18 protein-coding genes are annotated in these 18444 nt (G+C 45.7%); 10 read left to right on the top strand and 8 right to left on the bottom strand.

What is annotated here, in order from left to right:
- Positions 1 to 20: 20 nt before the first annotated feature.
- Together QZX97_RS02675 and QZX97_RS02670 are read left to right on the top strand one after the other, a co-directional pair.
- On the top strand, positions 21 to 1046 hold the full coding sequence (locus tag QZX97_RS02675) for a sugar kinase (RefSeq protein WP_295653399.1): 1026 nt from the start codon (positions 21 to 23) through the stop codon (positions 1044 to 1046).
- Positions 1047 to 1194: 148 nt separating this feature from the next.
- The gene (locus tag QZX97_RS02670; RefSeq protein WP_295653398.1) at positions 1195 to 1647 is read left to right on the top strand and encodes a YhcH/YjgK/YiaL family protein; all 453 of its coding nucleotides are present in this window, start codon (positions 1195 to 1197) and stop codon (positions 1645 to 1647) included.
- 101 nt (positions 1648 to 1748) lie between these two features.
- Here the strand turns inward: QZX97_RS02670 and QZX97_RS02665 are convergent, their stop codons facing one another.
- Both QZX97_RS02665 and QZX97_RS02660 read right to left on the bottom strand, forming a co-directional pair.
- A complete protein-coding gene (locus QZX97_RS02665) occupies positions 1749 to 2276 on the bottom strand; it encodes a DinB family protein (RefSeq protein WP_295653396.1) in 528 nt (175 codons plus the stop codon).
- A 121-nt stretch (positions 2277 to 2397) separates the two neighbouring features.
- Positions 2398 to 2907, bottom strand: coding sequence for a YdeI/OmpD-associated family protein (locus tag QZX97_RS02660; RefSeq protein ID WP_295653394.1), 510 nt, complete (start codon positions 2905 to 2907; stop codon positions 2398 to 2400).
- 214 nt (positions 2908 to 3121) lie between these two features.
- Between QZX97_RS02660 and QZX97_RS02655 the strand changes: the two genes are divergently transcribed.
- The gene (locus tag QZX97_RS02655) at positions 3122 to 3556 is read left to right on the top strand and encodes a nuclear transport factor 2 family protein (protein WP_295653392.1); all 435 of its coding nucleotides are present in this window, start codon (positions 3122 to 3124) and stop codon (positions 3554 to 3556) included.
- A 245-nt stretch (positions 3557 to 3801) separates the two neighbouring features.
- Entirely contained in the window at positions 3802 to 4233 is a 432-nt protein-coding gene (locus tag QZX97_RS02650; RefSeq protein ID WP_295653390.1) for a nuclear transport factor 2 family protein, read from the top strand.
- A 60-nt stretch (positions 4234 to 4293) separates the two neighbouring features.
- On the opposite strand, the gene QZX97_RS02645 is transcribed toward QZX97_RS02650, so the two are convergent.
- The 3 genes from QZX97_RS02645 to QZX97_RS02635 all read right to left on the bottom strand — a co-directional run bounded on the left by QZX97_RS02645 (position 4294) and on the right by QZX97_RS02635 (position 7449).
- Positions 4294 to 4776 (bottom strand): cytidine deaminase, encoded by a 483-nt coding sequence (locus QZX97_RS02645; RefSeq protein WP_295653388.1) that lies wholly within the window; start codon positions 4774 to 4776, stop codon positions 4294 to 4296.
- 70 nt (positions 4777 to 4846) lie between these two features.
- Positions 4847 to 6739 (bottom strand): DNA topoisomerase IV subunit B, encoded by a 1893-nt coding sequence (locus tag QZX97_RS02640; protein WP_295653386.1) that lies wholly within the window; start codon positions 6737 to 6739, stop codon positions 4847 to 4849.
- Positions 6740 to 6828: 89 nt separating this feature from the next.
- Positions 6829 to 7449: a hypothetical protein gene (locus QZX97_RS02635; RefSeq protein WP_295653384.1), complete on the bottom strand. Its 621-nt coding sequence runs from the start codon at positions 7447 to 7449 to the stop codon at positions 6829 to 6831.
- Between the two features lie 196 nt (positions 7450 to 7645).
- On the opposite strand from QZX97_RS02635, the gene QZX97_RS02630 reads away from it, so the two are divergent.
- A complete protein-coding gene (locus QZX97_RS02630) occupies positions 7646 to 8974 on the top strand; it encodes an amino acid permease (protein ID WP_295653383.1) in 1329 nt (442 codons plus the stop codon).
- The gene (locus tag QZX97_RS02625) at positions 8971 to 10134 is read left to right on the top strand and encodes an aminotransferase class I/II-fold pyridoxal phosphate-dependent enzyme (protein WP_295664142.1); all 1164 of its coding nucleotides are present in this window, start codon (positions 8971 to 8973) and stop codon (positions 10132 to 10134) included. The genes QZX97_RS02630 and QZX97_RS02625 overlap by 4 nt, the downstream gene beginning before the upstream one ends.
- 5 nt (positions 10135 to 10139) lie before the next feature.
- Here the strand turns inward: QZX97_RS02625 and QZX97_RS02620 are convergent, their stop codons facing one another.
- The 3 genes from QZX97_RS02620 to QZX97_RS02610 all read right to left on the bottom strand — a co-directional run bounded on the left by QZX97_RS02620 (position 10140) and on the right by QZX97_RS02610 (position 13397).
- Entirely contained in the window at positions 10140 to 10595 is a 456-nt protein-coding gene (locus tag QZX97_RS02620; RefSeq protein ID WP_295653379.1) for a hypothetical protein, read from the bottom strand.
- A 74-nt stretch (positions 10596 to 10669) separates the two neighbouring features.
- Positions 10670 to 11812: an aldose epimerase family protein gene (locus QZX97_RS02615; protein WP_295653378.1), complete on the bottom strand. Its 1143-nt coding sequence runs from the start codon at positions 11810 to 11812 to the stop codon at positions 10670 to 10672.
- 37 nt (positions 11813 to 11849) lie between these two features.
- Positions 11850 to 13397 (bottom strand): alpha-L-arabinofuranosidase C-terminal domain-containing protein, encoded by a 1548-nt coding sequence (locus tag QZX97_RS02610; RefSeq protein WP_295653376.1) that lies wholly within the window; start codon positions 13395 to 13397, stop codon positions 11850 to 11852.
- Between the two features lie 212 nt (positions 13398 to 13609).
- Here QZX97_RS02610 and QZX97_RS02605 point away from each other — a divergent pair, with 212 nt between their 5' ends.
- The 4 genes from QZX97_RS02605 (at position 13610) to QZX97_RS02590 (ending at position 18174) form a co-directional block, all read left to right on the top strand.
- Entirely contained in the window at positions 13610 to 14320 is a 711-nt protein-coding gene (locus tag QZX97_RS02605; protein ID WP_295653375.1) for an NUDIX domain-containing protein, read from the top strand.
- A 110-nt stretch (positions 14321 to 14430) separates the two neighbouring features.
- Entirely contained in the window at positions 14431 to 16107 is a 1677-nt protein-coding gene (locus QZX97_RS02600; protein ID WP_295653373.1) for a ribulokinase, read from the top strand.
- Complete coding sequence (locus QZX97_RS02595; RefSeq protein WP_295653371.1) at positions 16107 to 16805, top strand: L-ribulose-5-phosphate 4-epimerase; 699 nt, start codon at positions 16107 to 16109, stop codon at positions 16803 to 16805. Before QZX97_RS02600 ends, QZX97_RS02595 begins: the two co-directional genes overlap by 1 nt.
- 13 nt (positions 16806 to 16818) lie before the next feature.
- The gene (locus QZX97_RS02590; protein ID WP_295653369.1) at positions 16819 to 18174 is read left to right on the top strand and encodes a glycoside hydrolase family 27 protein; all 1356 of its coding nucleotides are present in this window, start codon (positions 16819 to 16821) and stop codon (positions 18172 to 18174) included.
- Positions 18175 to 18444: the final 270 nt, after the last annotated feature.

Here is an 18444-nt window from a genome sequence, read left to right as displayed (position 1 = left end):
CAATTAAATCGTAAATATCCATGTCTAAAAAAGTTGTAACCCTGGGAGAGATCATGTTAAGGCTGTCTACTCCTGATTTTAAGAGGTTTGTGCAAGCCGATACCTTTGATGTAACCTATGGCGGCGGCGAAGCGAACGTTGCAGCAGCATTATGTAACTACGGATTGAATGGTACCTTCGTGTCGAAAGTACCGGCTAACCCGATAGGCCAGGCGGCAATTAACCACTTACGCCGTTATGGTGTTGATACACAATTTGTTGCCCGTGGTGGTAAACGCTTAGGTATCTACTTTTTAGAAACAGGTGCTTCCATGCGTGCTTCGCAGGTGGTGTACGACCGTGCCGATGCTTCGATAGCCGAAGTTGAAGCCAGTGAGTTTGATTTTGATAAGATTTTGGATGGCGCATCGTGGTTCCACACCACCGGTATTACCCCTGCTTTGAGCGATAAGGCTGCCGCTTTAACTTTAGCCGCTTTAAAGGCTGCCAAAGCAAAAGGCATTACTACCAGCATCGACCTGAACTACCGTAAAAAACTATGGAGCAAAGAAAAAGCCCGCGAGGTAATGACTGAGCTTTGTAAATATGTTGACGTTTGTATTGGCAACGAAGAAGATGCCGATACCACTTTAGGCTTTAAAAGCGCCGGTACCGATGTTACCAAAGGCGAACTGAACCTGGATGGTTACAAAGACGTGTTTAAACAAATGAAAGATAAATTTGGCTTTAAATATATCGCATCAACCCTTCGCGAAAGCCACAGTGCCAGCGATAATGGCTGGAGCGCTTTGGTTTATGATGGTACCGAGTTTTACCATACCAAGCAATACGAAGTGCGTATTGTTGACCGTGTAGGTTCGGGCGACTCGTTTGCCAGCGGTTTTATCTACGGTTTGGTTACCGATATGAAAATGAGCGATGCTGCTGAATTTGGTGTTGCTGCTTCGGCCATTAAACATACCATCCCCGGCGATTTGAACCATGCTACTTTGAGCGAAGTTCAGGAGTTGGTGAAAGGTGATGGATCGGGCAGGGTGCAGAGATAGGCCCCCTAACCCCCTAAAGGGGGAACAAAAACGTATATAGTTCATGGATCATAGTTCATGGTTCATGGTATTTTTTAAATAAATGATGGTTCATGGTCAGGGAGTTTTACCATGATCTATGAACCATCAACTATGAACCCAAAACAAAATGATAATAGATAGTTTAGCGAATGCAGAGAAATATTACGGTCTGCATAAAAATTTTAAAGTGGCTTTTGAGTATTTGAAAGCTCAGGATTTGTTGAACATGGAATTGGGTACCGTTGAGGTTGCCGATGGCGTGAAGGTGATTACTACCGATAAGGAAGCCAATACTGCTGAAACCGCTGCCGGTAAATTTGAGTGCCATAATGCCAATATCGATATACAATTGTGCATCCGTGGCAACGAAACCATTGGCTGGAAGCCCCGCAACGATTGCAAAAGCCCCAAAGGCGAGTTCAATACCGAGAAAGATGTTATTTTTTATGCCGACGCGCCGGATATGCATTTCAAACTAAAAGGCGGACAGTTTGCCATATTTTACCCGGAAGACGTACACGCGCCGATGATAGGCGAAGGCCCGATCAAGAAACTGGTGGTGAAGGTGAGGATTGCGTAAGCTGAAGACAGAGGTCGGAAGACAGAAGTCAGACGTTAGAAATTGGAAAAGCCCGTATATCTTTTGATGCACGGGCTTTTCTATTGGTCCAGTTTGTCTGGTTAAGCTTTTTCATGGGCCATCATTTCCTTTTGCTGTTCCATTTCATCGGCGCTGGGACCGTAGCTACCGGGGATAGGTATGTTTAGCAACCTTAGGAAGACGCCCAGTTGTGCTCGGTGGTGTATGGTTTGGCTGATGGACATGCGGATCACTTCGGCCTTGGTGTATTCGAGGATGATGTGGTCGCCATTGCACATGGTCCATTTATCGCCCAGGATGGCTTCGTTTTCGGGCACCAATACCGACAGGCCACTGATTAGGTTTTTTTCGAGCAGGTCCAGTGCGTCGGCATTGTTTTGCACGAGTTGGGGTTCGTAATGGTTTTTTGCAAAATCGAGCACATCGGTGGTCAGGCCAATATTCACCCAATGCGGCAATTCGCAAATGTGGGTTACCAATTGGCTAATGCTCATACTTTTGGTATGTGGCCGCCAATCGTACTTATCTTCGGGTACGCAGGCCAGCATTTTACGGGTGATCTGGGCTTCCTGCCCAATTTCGGTTTTAAAAATTTCAATCATTGACATAGCTTTTATTTTTGGTTTGTGCTGTAAAGGTGGGGAGGGGTAATGACAGCCCTATGTCAGTAGCGTGTAGGCCTTTGAATTAATTTTTTAAGCTGGATATCTTTATGGTGTTTGGGCCCACCTACCGCTGCGCTTTTAGCGCCCGCAGCATTTGGTTGAAACCCATGCGGTTGGCGAGGGCGTTTACTGTCTGCACTATCCGTTTAACGCGGGTGGCTTCCGTTTTGGCTTCGTTTATCCATTTGATGAAGTAGTCGCGGTGGCTTTTGGGGAGGCTGTTATAAAAATCGAGGGCCTGGGGTTCGGCGTCGAAGCATTCCTGCAGGTCGGCGGGGATGTCAACTTTGTAATCGGGGTCGTGTTCGAGCGATACATTGAGCATGGCGCCTTCGCCTTTGCGTATGCCTTTACGGATATCCGCCTTGAGCGCCAAAATAAAATTGCCATCGCCCATGGGCATGGTGGCCAGTCCGCTAACGGGTAAGGCATCTAACATACCGCGCACACGGAACGACTTTTTATTGCCGGGCAATAGCTGGTCGGCAATATCGAAAGGGATATCGATATAGGTCCAACCGGTTTTTTCGCCCTGGTCAGCAAATTTTAATATGATAGTGGTAAACCTGACCATGGGTTAAATATAGGCAATACATCATAAAGTATCTTTTTTTAAGGTGCTTAAAGCCCAAAGCTATAGCCGGTAAGACTCGTTTTGGTCGTGCAAAATAGGCGTTTGGTCGAGAAGTTGGCGCTGTTGGAAGAATGCGTGTAACCTTATTTAAATGGCATCGTCATATAAGCACAAATAACAAAAAGCAATTTTACAAAAACATAAAACATTAAAAATGAAAACTTTAAAAATTACAATTATTGGATTATTATTATTGGTAACATTTGGCGCAGCCAAAGCAAACACCGTTAAAGATGGCGGCAACGAAATGGTTTCGGTAAACTACAGCATCAATACCTATGTAAGCGCCATCAGCCGCGGCAGGGTTAAAGACGTAACCGACCTGCTGAGCGACAACCTGAAATACAGCATCCAACGCGGCAACAAAATATTGGTATTTAACAAGAGCCAATATATCGAGTCGGCAAAAAACGACCAGAACGTACAACAAGATTGCCTGGTTACCACAAGCGTGGCCGAGAGCACTTCGGACGTGATGATTGTAAAGGTTGACATGAAATATGCCGACGTTACCCGCACCAACTATGTAACCCTGGTAAATCAGGACAATGGCTGGAAAATTACCAACATTTACTCGGTATTTAAATAAGCATCGAAAAAAACATGACCCGATAAAATGGCGGCCGGCACCAAGCTGCCGCCATTTTTGTTACAACAAGATTACGGTATTGTTCAATCAGCAACAGCAAAAACGGCAAATGTTAAATGTTTGTTAAAAGTGCAAAATACCGGCCTTTAGCTGTAACGTAATCTTTTTACTATCGTCATATAGGCATAACTGACACAACAATTATCAAATCGAAAAAATAAGAAAACATCAAAAAAACAACAACCATGAAAACTTTGAAAACAACAATCCTTGGATTACTGATGCTGGTAGCTTTTGGCGCAGCAAAAGCCAACGTTGTAAAACTCGACGACAGCAAACTTACCGTAAACTATGCTGTAAACACTTATGTGGATGCCGTTAGCTTAGGCAACTACAAAGAGCTAAGCTCCTTGCTTGACGATAACCTGAAATACAGCATTGAGCGCGGCAACAAAACACTGGTATTTAATAAAGCCCAGTTGCTGGAATCGTTTAAACAAGAGCAAGGCGTTAAACAAGATTGCGAAGTGAGCACCAGCGTTAACGACAGCACACCCGATGTTACCATTGTAAAGGTGGAAATGAAATATGCCGACTTTACCCGTACCAACTATGTAACCCTGGTGAACTCGGCCAAAGGCTGGAAGATCACCAATATTTATTCGAGCTTTAAGTAAGAAAAAGCGTTTTATCACGGGGCTAAAAATAGCGATGGGTTTGAAACCCATCGCTATTTTTTATTTTAGCCTGTCCTCAAAAAACAAGAAGGGCAAAAAATTATGCACGCCGGTGGTTTTCCAGATGGGCCCTTTTTGGCAATAGAGGATGATATCAATGGGGCTGTCCTGGTTTTTTTCGTACTCGGCAATTACCTGCAGGCATGAGCCGCATGGGGCGGTAGGGTGCAACAGTTCAAACTCGTCGGTATGGGCGGTAATAGCCATGCTTACAATGGTATCATCCGGGTGGTTGGCGCCCCAATGGAACAACGCCACTCGCTCGGCGCAAAGTCCCGACGGATAGGCCACGTTCTCCTGGTTGCTGCCGTATATGATCTTGCCGCTTTTTAAGCGCATGGCCACCCCCACCCTAAACTTTGAATAGGGCGAATGCGAATTTCCCAAAGCTTTTACCGCTTCGAGGCATAAATATTTTTCTGTGGCAGCCAATTCATCAATACCTGCAAATTCTTCGTACGCTACTTTTATTTCTTTCTTCATAAAAAATGCCCCTGAAAAAAACAGGGGCATACAATATAGGGATATTTTACTAAAACAAAAGTATTTTTAACTACACAGCAACCGGCAATACTTCCGTCGCCATCTCCAATATGGTCGGGTTCACGCTTTCATCATCTTTTTCAATGCGCAAGTTGTTAACGATGTGTTGCTGCCTGTCGGGCGTGTTTTTACCCATAAAGTATTCCAGCAGGCCCTTGATGTTGGCATCTTTCAGGATAACCGGGTCGAGGCGGATATCTTTGCCAATAAACAGCCCAAACTCATCGGGCGATATTTCGCCCAGGCCTTTAAAACGGGTTATTTCGGGTTTGTTGCCTAATTTTTCGATGGCGTTGCGGCGCTCTTCGTCGCTGTAGCAGTAAATAGTTTCTTTTTTATTGCGCACACGGAACAGCGGCGTTTGCAGGATGGACACATGCCCGGCTTTTACCAGATCGGGGAAGAACTGCAAAAAGAAGGTCATCAACAGCAGGCGTATGTGCATACCGTCCACATCGGCATCGGTAGCTATTACGATGTTGTTGTAACGGATGCCGTCCAAACCGTCTTCTATATTCAGCGCGTGTTGCAGCAGGTTAAACTCCTCGTTCTCGTACACTACTTTTTTGGTAAGGCCGAAACAGTTAAGCGGCTTGCCTTTTAAACTAAAGACCGCCTGTGTCATCACATCGCGCGATTTGGTGATGGAACCCGAGGCCGAATCACCCTCGGTAATAAACAGCGTGGTATCCTGGCGACGTTCGTGCGTATCGTCGAAATGTATTTTGCAGTCGCGCAGTTTTTTATTGTGCAGCGATGCTTTTTTGGCGCGCTCGTTGGCGAGTTTTTTAATGCCGGCTATGTCCTTGCGCTCGCGTTCCGATTGCAGGATGCGTTTCAGCAAAGCATCGGCCGTGGCCGGGTTTTTATGCAGGTAGTTATCGAGTTCTTTCTTTAAAAAATCGTTGATAAAGGTACGTACGCTCGGCCCTTCGGGACCGATATTTTGCGAACCCAATTTGGTTTTGGTTTGCGATTCGAAAACCGGTTCCTGCACCTTGATGGCGATGGCTGATACGATGGAGGAGCGGATATCCGAGGCATCGAACTCCTTTTTATAAAACTCGCGGATAGTTTTTACTACCGCTTCGCGAAAGGCTGCCTGGTGTGTCCCGCCCTGCGTGGTATGCTGCCCGTTTACAAAAGAGTAGTATTCTTCGCCGTAGTGCTGCCCGTGTGTCATGGCCACCTCTATATCTTCACCCTTGAGGTGTATGATGGGGTAACGGATATTCTCGGTATCGGAGTTGCGCACCAGCAGGTCGTACAGGCCGCGCTCCGAAAAGTATTTTGTATTGTTGAAGTTGATGGTGAGCCCCGAGTTCAGGAACACATAGTTCCATATCATGCTCTCCACAAATTCGGGGATGAAATGGTAATGGCGGAAAATGGTATCGTCCGGAAAGAAATTGATGGCGGTACCATTGCGTTGTGTGGTTTCTTTTTCAGGCTCGTCGCGTACCAGTTCGCCTTTGGCAAATTCGGCCAGTTTGGTGCGGCCATCGCGATAGGATTGTACGGTGAATTGGTTCGACAAAGCGTTTACAGCCTTGGTACCCACCCCGTTTAAGCCCACCGATTTTTGGAAGGCTTTGCTATCGTATTTACCACCGGTATTGATTTTGGATACGCAGTCTATCACTTTGCCCAAGGGGATACCACGCCCATAATCGCGCACGGATACCTTTTGGTCGCTCATCGTGATATCGATGCTACGTCCGGCACCCATCACAAACTCATCTATGGAATTGTCGACAATTTCCTTTAACAGCACGTATATCCCGTCATCGTAAGCAGAGCCGTCGCCCAGTTTACCAATGTACATACCGGGGCGCAGGCGTATATGTTCTTTCCAGTCTAACGAGCGTATACTATCGTTATCGTAATTAATAATCTCAGCCATTTTACAAAGATAATCGGGATAGGCGGGCGTCAAGTATTATTACTCAACATTCTGTTGATAAAGAGGGGCGGCAAAACTATGCAGTACCGTCAGCCGTTGAATTTAAGGCAGTTACGCAGTTTGTTGATTTTCTTGAAAAATTCGGGGCCTTTCTCGTTGCTCAAACAAACCACCGATATAGTACCGTAATGATTTTTTTGTATCACCACCAACAGCGCGTATTGATAATGCTTAGTCAAATCGTTGTTGGCAAGGCTAAAAAAGTAAGAGTGCCCGATATCTACATTATAAAACTGCATAATGCGTGCCGGGAACGGGCGGTTAAAACTCGGCCCCTGGTCCGACAGGCTGTTTACCTGATCCATGGCTATCTTACTGTACAAAGAATCGGGATTTATTGTATTTGCACCTGATTTACCTCTTTGAAACTTTTTCCATTCGCGTTTCAGGTCGTTCACCTGAAAGCGGATTTCAAAATCGTCATTCGGCATCGTCAGAGCGTATTCGTAAGCAGTTTTATCGCTATTTTCCGGCTTTACCTCGGTAAAGCCTTCGGGCAAAACAAAACTCGCGTCGATGCTGGCCAAATGCTCCTTGAATTTCTTGAGCTGTTGGCTATCGTTTTGGCTGTTTTGTGCAGATACATGTAATGTAAAAGCAGGCAGGCAAGCAATAACGAGTATAAGTTTTTTAAACTTTTTTAAATCCATAACAACGCGTAATGGGTTTTATATTTTATGAAGTTAACTTTTCTACTTTACATTTACGTAAACAAGTGCGCTTCAATTTTTATTTCGGTCAGTAAAATATTTTCTATCAGTTATTTGGACAAAAGGCATGCCGAATGGTTTTAGCTATAAACTAAATTTATTATTTTACTTATCTTAAGCCCTTCGAAATAAAAGCATGAGCATAAAACCACAATTGAGCCGATTTGACCTGACCATGATCGTGATCAGTTTAGTAATCGGTATGGGTATTTTCCGTACACCAAGTGTAGTGGCGCAAACGGCGGGCAGCACCTGGATATTTTTTTCGGTATGGATATTTGGCGGACTGGTTACCCTTTGCGGCGCGCTTACCTTTGCGGAGATAGGTGCACGTTACCCAACTGCCGGGGGCTTTTATAAAGTTTTTTCATACTGTTACCACCCGGCCTTCGCTTTTATGGTGAATTGGGTATTGGTGATATCGAACGCGGCATCCGTAGCGGCGGTGGCATTGGTTGGTGCCGAATACATCAACCCTATACTGATGCCCGCGAATTTACAGAATGATCTGGGCATCAAAATAACCACCATCAGTTCGGTATTGGTGTTGTATGTGATCAATTATTTAGGCATAAAAATGAGCGCACGCACGCAAAACCTGCTCACCATTTTTAAAGTGGGGGTGATATTATTGCTCTGCACCGCCATATTTAAACACGATGTGCCGGTAAATGCGGCTGTCGCCACATCGTATAAAGGGAGTATTGTGGCTGCCTTCGGGATGAGTTTGGTGGCTGTGTTTTTTACCTATGGCGGTTACCAGCAAACGGTAAATTTTGGCGGCGATATTGTGAATGCCAAAACCAACACACCCAAGGCCATATTTTGGGGCATTGGCGCAGTGATATTTTTATACCTGGCCATCAATTTTGCCTATTTTAAGATATTGGGACTTGGCGGCCTGCAGCAAACCCCGGCTTTGGCCGCTAAAATGGCGGAAGTGATATTCGGCCCTACTGGTTATAAAATTACATCGATATTGATGTTTGTGTCGGTGCTGGCTTTTGTGAATGTGAACATCCTGTCGAACCCGCGCATTTATTACGCCATGGCCGAAGACGGGATATTGCCCGGCATCTTTAAAAGGGTAAACCCTAAAACCCAGGTGCAGGAGTTTGGCATGAGCTTTTTTGTACTGGCGATATTGATTATCCTGTTCTTCCTTGAATCGTTTGCGAAGCTGTTGGACTATGTAATGTTTTTTGATACCATCGGTCTATCCACGGCGGCATTGGCTATATTCATCCTACGCAAAAAAACAAAAGAGCTTAACGGCACAGGTATTTACACCATCAAATGGTTCCCGGTAGTGCCTTTGATCTTTATCATATCGTATTGGTTTGTAACCCTGAGCATATTTGTGAACAACCCTTTTGCGGCATTGATCTGTTCGGGCGTATTTGCTTTGGGATTGCTGATTTATTACGCCAGTACGTATAACAAGAAAAAGGCATTACCCGAATGAAAGACATGGACATCAGCTATATCATTAACGAGCTTGGCGAAGAACGCGAGAACTATTTTAACGCGGTATCACCGCCCATTATACAGACCAGCAACTTTACTTTCAACACGGTAAGCGATTTTCGCGCGGCGATGGCCGATGAGTTTGAAACTACCATTTACTCGCGCGGCAATAACCCCACTTTAAACATACTGCGGCAAAAACTGGCCGCTTTGGATGGCGCCGAAGACGCTTTGGTATTTGCCAGCGGCGTAGCCGCCATTACCGTGCCTGTACTGGCGCTGTTAAAGCAAGGCGACCACGTAGTTTGTGTGGAGAATTGCTATAGTTGGACCATCAAACTCTTCCGCGATATGCTGCCGCGATTTGGGGTGAGCTGCACTTTTGTGGATGGCAGCCAAACCGAAAACTTTGAAACTGCGTTACAAACCAATACCAAACTCATCTATTTAGAAAGCCCGAACACCTTTAGCTATGAACTGCAAGACCTTTCGGCGTTAGCGAAGATCGCGAAAGCAAAGGGCATCATCACCATGATTGACAACAGCTATTGCAGCCCGCTATACCAACAGCCTATAGCGCATGGTATCGATTTGGTGATGCAAACGGCAACCAAATACATCGGCGGCCACTCGGATGTAGTAGCGGGTGTGTTAAGCGGGCCAAAGGCTTTATTGAAGCAGATATTTAACCACGAATTTATGACCGTTGGGGCAACGCTTTCGCCGAACTCTGCCTGGCTGCTCATCCGTGGTTTGCGCACTTTGCCTTTGCGCGTTAACCGAAGTTTTGAGAGTACCAAAGCCATAACAGCATGGCTGCAAAAACACCCTAAGGTTGACAAGGTGATATGGCCCTTTTTACCCGGGTTTAAACAAACTGAACTGGCCAAAAAACAAATGAAAGGCTGCGGCGGCTTGTTCAGCTTTACGCTGAAGGATTCATCGGTAGCAACCATCGAGGCCTTTTGCAACAAGCTGCAACACATATTGATGGCGGTATCATGGGGCGGGCACGAAAGCCTCATCATCCCATCGATTGTTGGCGTACCCACCGCTGATTTCGATGCCACTAACCCCCGCCACCATTTGATACGCATGTACGTGGGCTTGGAAGATGCGGATTATTTGATCAAGGATTTGGAGCGGGCTTTGGGGTAAACTTTTTATTTTGCAGTTATCAACTGCTTGAACTCATCCTCGGTAAAATTGACGCGTGTAACGATAATACTCAATTTCTTGTCATCAGCAACAAGCAACATATGTTCTGAGTATTTTGATATGTATTTATTGGGTTCAATTTGTTTCCAATCGGATCCTTTATTTAAGCGTATGACATTAAATGTTTTCTGATAATATGCTCTTACAGTATATGTCCAACTGCGAAGTTTACATTTTTTATCTTGGTCAAATACAAAATACAATTCTTTAGAGTGAGCCGCTGTATCTGCAAAAGTGTAAGTTAAACTCGTATCGGTTTTAGCAATCGTAGGATTATATTTTTTAATGATATAACCCATTTCATTTTCAATCTTACTCATTTTGTTGTTTATACCCGGTTGGCTAAAAGCAAAAAAACAGACTGAAAGTAGAAGGGTTGCCGTAAGCAGATGTTTTTTCATTACTGCAAGATAGAACAAAAAAAACGCATCCCAAACCGGGATGCGCCTCTATAAAATCTCTAATAAATCTCTTTTTATCGTACAGTTACCTTGTAAATAGTAGTGCTGTGCAATGTTTCGCCGGGTTTTAAAATAGTGTTCGGGAAAGCCGGTTCGTTTGGTGAATCGGGGAAATGCTGGGTCTCTAAACACAACGCGGTATGTTGATTGATGGGTTTGCCATTGTCTAATTTCAGGGTGCCATCTAAAAAGTTACCGGTATAAAACTGGATGCCCGGTTCGGTGGTTAGTACTTCCAACTGGCGGCCGCTTGTCGCATCATAAACTATCGCAGCCTGGTGCAATGTCGTGTCGGATACGCGGAGAACAAAGTTATGGTCGTAACCTACCGGTTTGCCCGGTACTTCGTTAATATGCGCGCCAATTTTTGTTGGTTTTGTAAAATCGAAAGGTGTGCCTTTTACGTCCTTCAATTCTCCTGTTGGGATCAACGCATCGTTTACCGGAGTAAATTTATCCGCGTTGATTTGAATTTCTTCATCTAAAATCGGCGTGGTCGGGTCGCCGCTTAGGTTAAAATAGCTATGGTTGGTGAGGTTTACCGGGGTAGCTTTATCGGTTGTGGCTTTGTATTCAATTTTCAACTCATCTGCATCTGTTAAAGTGTATTTAACGGTTACTTTCAGGTTACCGGGGTAGCCTTCTTCGCCGTCTTTGCTCAGGTAGTTGAGGGTCAAGCTTGATACCGAATCCACTATCGGGTCGGCGGTCCAAACTACTTTATCAAAACCAATATTGCCGCCATGCAGGTGGTTAACGCCATTATTAGTGGCCAGGGTATATTCTTTACCATCCACAGTAAATTTACCTTTGGCAATGCGGTTACCGTAGCGGCCTATCAGCGCGCCAAAATAAGGTACAGCCGGGGTGTATTTTTTAGCGCTATCAAAACCTAAAACAATGCTTGATGATTTTCCGCTTTTGTCTTTTGTTATCCAGGAGGTTACTTTACCGCCGTAGTTTGATATTTTGATTTCGACACCATTTTTATTTGTGAGGGTGTAGAGGTCGACAGCTTGTTTGCCTACACTATCCCAGGCTTGTTTGGTAATGCCGGGCTTTGAGGCATTGTTAGTGGTTTTGTTCATACACGATGTAAAAATGGAGCCTATGATGAACAGGCCCGTAAGGTTGGTAAAAATAAGTCTCTTTTTCATAATACTGAATTTTATTCTTTAGGATATTATTGGTTTTCTATTTTAATTCTAAAACTACGATGGAGTGCGGCGGCAAATCGGCAACAAGGTCGTTCCCGTCTTTTTTGGCACCGTTAAAGTTAACGATATGGATGTTATTTGGTTTATCAAAGGTATTAATATCGGTAACTTTTGCTGAGGTTAAAATTTGTCCGCTAACCGTGCTCCATTTTAAACCGCTCAATGCCGTACGGATGCTGATAGCTTTGCTGTTATCGATATTGACAATGGAGATATGGATAACCTTGTTCGAATCGATAGAGGCCGAGGCGTTTAATGCCGGTAATTTGCTATCACCAACCACATAATCGGGCGAAGTAAATTTGATGGGCAGGTATTTGGCATCCTGGTGCACTTTGTATAAATCGAACACATGGTAAGTTGGGGTGAGCAGCATTTTTTCCTTATCGGTTAAAATCAAAGCCTGCAAAACATTGATGCTTTGTGCCAGACAAGCCATGCGCACACGGTCGCAATGGTTGTTAAAGATATTGAGTGTAGTGCCCGCTACCAAAGCATCGCGCAAGCTGTTTTGCTGAAACAGAAAGCCGGGGTTGGTGCCGGGTTCAACATTGGTCCACACGCCCCATTCGTCAACCACTAAAGCTACTTTTTTTGTAGGGTCGTACTTATCCATAATAGCCGAGTGCTTGGCAACGATGTCGTCCATTTCCCAACAGTTTTTCATGGTGTTAAAATATTGCGCTTCGTCAAAATTGGTGGCCGAGCCTTTATCGCCCCAGTTGCCGGTTGGCAGGGTATACCAGTGCAGGGTAATGCCCCACATGTTGTTGGCGCCAATTTTCCGCATACAAACATCTGTCCAGTTATAATCTTTACCGTTAGAGCCGCTGGCTATTTTTTTAAGCGGTGTACCCGGATAGTTGCGGGCGTAAGTGGCGTAGCGTTTGTAATTATCACTGTAAAAGTCGGGCGTCATATTACCGCCGCAGCCCCAGCTTTCGTTGCCCACACCCCAAAAGGTAACCTTAAAGGGATCGGGGTGGCCGTTGGCTTTGCGCATATTGGTTACAGTGGTTTCGGCACCGCAATTGAGGTATTCCACCCATTTGGCCATTTCTTCTACAGTGCCGCTACCCATGTTACCGGCTATGTAGGGTTCGCAATGCAATAGCTTGCAAAGTTCCAAAAATTCGTGTGTACCAAAGCTGTTGTCTTCGCTTACGCCACCCCAGTTGGTATTCACCATTTTGGGCCTTTGGTCGCGCGGACCAATGCCGTCGCGCCAGTGGTACTCATCGGCAAAACAGCCGCCGGGCCAGCGCAGGTTAGGTATCTTTATTTTAACCAGGGCATCAACAATATCCATGCGGATACGGTCTGTTTTTGGCACATTGAGGCTCGGGTCGACCCAAAAGCCACCATAAATACAATGGCCTAAGTGTTCCGAAAAGTGCCCGTAAATATGCTTACTGATGGTGAGATTGGCATCGCCGGGGCTGATGGATAATGTAACCGGCGTTTGGCAATTTCCGGTGATGTACAAAAAACAGAGCACCAAAGAGAGTTTTACTGTTAATTTCATGGTTCGATAATTGGTTTGATAGGTTTTGCAGACATGGCCGTCCGTATAAAAAACTAAGGTATAAATATTTTGATAAATGTAGATTATACATTTATTTTTAATCAAAAAAGTTCAATCGGGTGCATAAAACATGGTTTTATTATAAAACATGACTTACCACATTATTAAATGTGCATTAATTTATTAATTTTAGCCCCTGAATACTTGAACCAATGGCCAAATACGCCCACCAAGCACCTATATTAATTGCAATCGACTGTATCATCTTTGGCTTTGACGGCGAGAGGTTGAAGCTGTTGCTGATACAACGTGGTATAGAGCCCGAGATGCACAAGTGGAGCCTGATGGGGGGATTTGTAAATACCAAAGAGAGTTTGGATGAAGCGGCCAATAACATCTTAAAAAAATTGACCGGACTTGAAGGGGTGTACATGGAACAGTTGCATGCCTTTGGCGCCGTTTACCGCGACCCGGGAGACAGGATAGTGAGCATTGCCTACTTCGCGCTGATTGACATCCATAAATATGAGCAGCAGTTGAGCCACGAGTACCATGCCGAATGGTTTGAGCTGGATAAGATACCTTCCCTGATTTTTGACCATAACGATATGGTGGATACCGCACGGAAAAAATTGCGCTACAAGGCTGCCCTCCACCCTATTTTGTTTGAGCTGTTGCCCGAAAAATTTACCATCCCGCAGCTGCAAAGTTTGTACGAGGGGATATACGATAGTGTATTCGACAAACGGAACTTTAGCCGGAAGCTGCTATCCACCGGCTTGCTCATCAAACAAAAAGACAAAGACAAGCTGAACTCTAAAAAAGGCGCGTTTTACTATGTGTTGGATAAGAATAAATACAAAGAGAATTTCCACGCATTCTTGAATTTGATACCCAACCCCGACCATTTGCAGTTGGTGTAGATATCTTCTTTACAGTTGTTACGTTTCTATTGCTCATCGATTATCCAAATAATTTGACATAAATTTTAGAATGTCAAAAAATAAGTGTTAATTAGACACATTAACCAATTATGAATAAAGACACTTTTGTTATAGGCGTAGATTACGGAAGTGATTCGGTACGCTCGGTATTAGTTGACGCCAAAAACGGGCATGAACTGGCTTCGTCGGTTTTTTATTACCCGCGCTGGCAGCAAGGCCTTTTTTGCGACGCCCCGCAAAACCAATTCAGGCAGCACCCTTTGGATTATATTGATGGCTTGGAGAAAACCATTAAAGATTGTTTGGCCAAAGCAGGCGGCAATTGCGCGGCATCGGTAAAAGCCATATCGGTGGATACTACCGGCTCGACGCCTGTAGCGGTTGATGAGAGCGGCACACCATTGGCGTTGTTACCCGGTTTTGAGAACAACCCGCACGCCATGTTTGTGTTGTGGAAGGACCATACCGGCATAAAAGAAGCGTCTGAAATTAACGAACACGCCACAAAATTTGATATCAATTACCTGCAATACGTGGGCGGCATATATTCATCCGAATGGTTTTGGGCCAAGTTGCTGCGCACTTTGCGTACCGACGAAGCCGTACGCAAAGCCATGTACAGTTGGGTGGAGCATTGCGACTGGATACCCTTTTTACTGACCGGCGGCAAACATGCCTCTGACATAAAACGCGGGCGCTGTTCCGCGGGGCACAAGGCTTTATGGTCGGCGGAATTTGGTGGCTTGCCGCCCGATGAGTTCTTCTCATCGCTCGACCCGCTGTTGAAAGGCATTACTTCGCGATTATTTAAAGATACTTATACTTCAGATGTTTCGGCCGGTAACCTGAGCAAGGAATGGGCGGAGCGTTTGGGCTTATCCACCGATGTAGTGGTTGGTGTTGGCGCTTTCGACGCGCACATGGGCGCCGTTGGCGGGCAGATAGAGCCCTATCACCTGAGTAAAGTGATGGGTACTTCCACCTGCGATATTTTGGTTGCTCCTGCTGTTGACCTTGAAGGCAAACTCATTAAAGGTATTTGCGGACAGGTAGATGGCTCGGTTATCCCGGGAATGCTGGGCATGGAGGCCGGGCAATCGGCTTTTGGCGATACTTATGCCTGGTTCCGTAAGTTATTGGAATGGCCATTGGGTGATATCTTATTAGAATCGAAAGTTATTGATGCCGCTACCGCGAAGTTGTTGAGAGACGAAGTATCAGGCAAGATTATCCCTGAACTGAGCCGCCAGGCAGCATTATTACCGATAGATGAAAATGAAGTGGCTGTTGACTGGTTTAATGGTCGCCGTACCCCCGACGCCAACCAGGAACTGAAAGGCGCCATTACCGGTTTGGGTTTGGGCAGCGATGCGCCGCGGGTATTTAAAGCATTGGTCGAGTCGACCTGCTTTGGCGCGAAGAAAATAGTTGACCGCTTTATCAGCGAAGGTGTGCCGGTGAAGGGTATCATCGGCGTGGGTGGTGTAGCGCGCAAATCGCCATACATTATGCAAATGATGGCCGATGTATTGAATATGCCTATCCGCATCCACAGCCAGGAGCAAACCTGCGCTATGGGCGCGACTATGTTCGCGGCAACGGCAGCGGGTATTTACCCTACGGTTGAAGATGCCATGGCAGCCATGGGCGGTGGTTTTGACGTGGAGTATTTTCCCGACAAGGCCACACAGGAAATTTATAACCGGCGCTATCAACAATACAATAGCCTGGGTAACTTTATTGAACAACAAACAGCAAAACACTAATGAGTAAATATCAGCATATACAAGAGGAAGCTTACGCGGCCAATATGGAATTACCGGAGTTAAAGCTGGTGATTTTTACCTTTGGGAACGTGAGTGCAGTCGATCGGTCGATGGGCGTGTTCGCGATAAAACCGAGCGGTGTGGCTTATGAAGATCTGTCGCCGGAAAAGATGGTCATTGTTGATTTTGATGGCAATACTGTTGAAGGTAAACTACGCCCATCATCAGATACCAAAACCCACGCGGTGCTGTACAAACACTGGGACAGCATTGGAGGTATTGTGCATACGCACTCCACCTACGCTACGGCATGGGCGCAATCGCAAAGGGACATCCCGATTTTTGGTACTACACATGCCGATTATAATACCGTGAACATCCCCTGCGCGCCGCCGATGAGCGACGAGATGATAAAAGGCGATTACGAGTTCCAAACCGGTTTCCAGATCATGAATTGCCTGCACGAAAAAGGCATGAGCTATAAAGAAGTGGAAATGATATTGGTAGGCAACCACGCACCCTTTACCTGGGGCAAGAATGCCCATAAAGCGGTGCATAACAGCGCTGTTTTGGAAGCAATAGCCCAAATGGCTTTGTTAACGGAGCAAATAAATCCGAAAGCGCCGCGTTTAAAAGACGCGCTCATCAATAAACATTACGAACGTAAGCACGGCGAGGGCAGTTATTACGGTCAATAAAAGCAGCAACAACATGAAACTATCCGGATTTTCGGCGGCGCTTTTGTTATCGGCAGGTATTGCCCTAACGGCGCATGCGCAGCAAAAAAAGGATTTTCACCAATGGGCGCCTACCCCTCCGATGGGTTGGAACAGCTGGGACTGCTATGGCCCTACCGTTACCGAAGATGAAGTAAAAGCCAATGCCGATTATATGGCCAAAAACCTAAAATCGGCGGGATGGGAATATATCATTGTGGATATACGCTGGTATGTGGGCAACGATAAAGCCCACGGTTATAACGAAACCAATCCCGATTATGTACTGGATGAATATGGCCGTTTTCAGCCATCGGTCAACAAATTCCCGTCGGCAAAGGATGGCAAGGGCTTTAAATCGCTGGCCAATTATGTGCATGGCAAAGGTTTAAAATTTGGGATACATATTATGCGTGGCGTTCCGGTGGAAGCGGTAAAGCGTAAACTCCCGATAGATGGCAGCATTTATACCGCTGCCGATGTTGCCAACAAACAAGACCAATGTACCTGGCTGCATGATATGTACGGCACACTTCCCGGTCGCGAAGGTTCGCAGGATTATTATAACTCGCTGTTCAAGATGTATGCCGAGTGGGGCATCGACTTTGTAAAGGTGGACGACCTGTCGCGCCCCTACCACGGCCCCGAAGTTGCCATGATACGCAAAGCTATTGACCTTTGCGGGAGAAAAATTGTGCTCAGTACATCACCTGGCGAAACACCGGTGTACGCCGCTGCTGACATTCAGAAGAATGCCAACATGTGGCGCACGGTGGATGACTTTTGGGATAACTGGAAAATGCTGAAAGACCATTTTGATGTGTTTGAGCGTTGGAACCAATACCGCATAGCCGGTGGCTGGCCCGATGGCGATATGCTGCCATTGGGTAAGATTGGCATCCGTGCTGAGCGTGGCAACCCGAGGATGACCGCCTTTACACACGATGAACAATATACTCTGATGACGCTGTGGACCATCTTCCGCTCGCCGATGATGTTTGGGGGCAATTTGCCGGATAATGATGAGTTTACCTTGTCGCTGCTCAACAATAAAGAGGTGATGAATGTATTGAAGACCAGCAGCAACAATAAAGAACTGCAGCGCAATGCGGATGGCATTGTATGGATAGCCGACGGCGAAAACCCGGGCGATAAATACGTGGCCATATTTAACCCCGGTGATGCCGCCGACCCGGTAAAGATATCGGTAAAACTAAGCGATTTGGATTTTGATGGCGCCTGCAAAGTGCGCGACCTGTGGGCCAAGAAAGATGTGGGCACGGTGAGCAATATATTTACCGCGACTGTGAATAAGCATGGGGCGGTGTTGTATAGGATTTCGGCGAAGTGAATTAGTCAGTTGTGAATAGTGAATGGTGAGTTGTGTAAAGACGCAATTCCCCTCTTGAGAGGGGTGCGATGGGAAGAGTAGTGGCAGGGGTGTGTTATTGAAGCAAAGCGCATTAAGGACACACCCCCTCCCCTCTCGAGAGTAATAGCCCATGAATAGACATTTAATTTTTGTATATTTATGCAAATGAATGTAAGTGAAGTATTTACGAGATTTTCAACTCAGGAAGCCTGTATTGGATATCTGGAAGGATTAAGGTGGCAACACGAG

The organism is uncultured Mucilaginibacter sp. (assembly GCF_903893715.1).
In the GTDB taxonomy this organism is placed as follows: Bacteria; Bacteroidota; Bacteroidia; order Sphingobacteriales; family Sphingobacteriaceae; genus Mucilaginibacter.
Note: the sequence above shows the minus strand (reverse complement) of the source record. Positions and strands in the feature narration are given on the sequence as shown.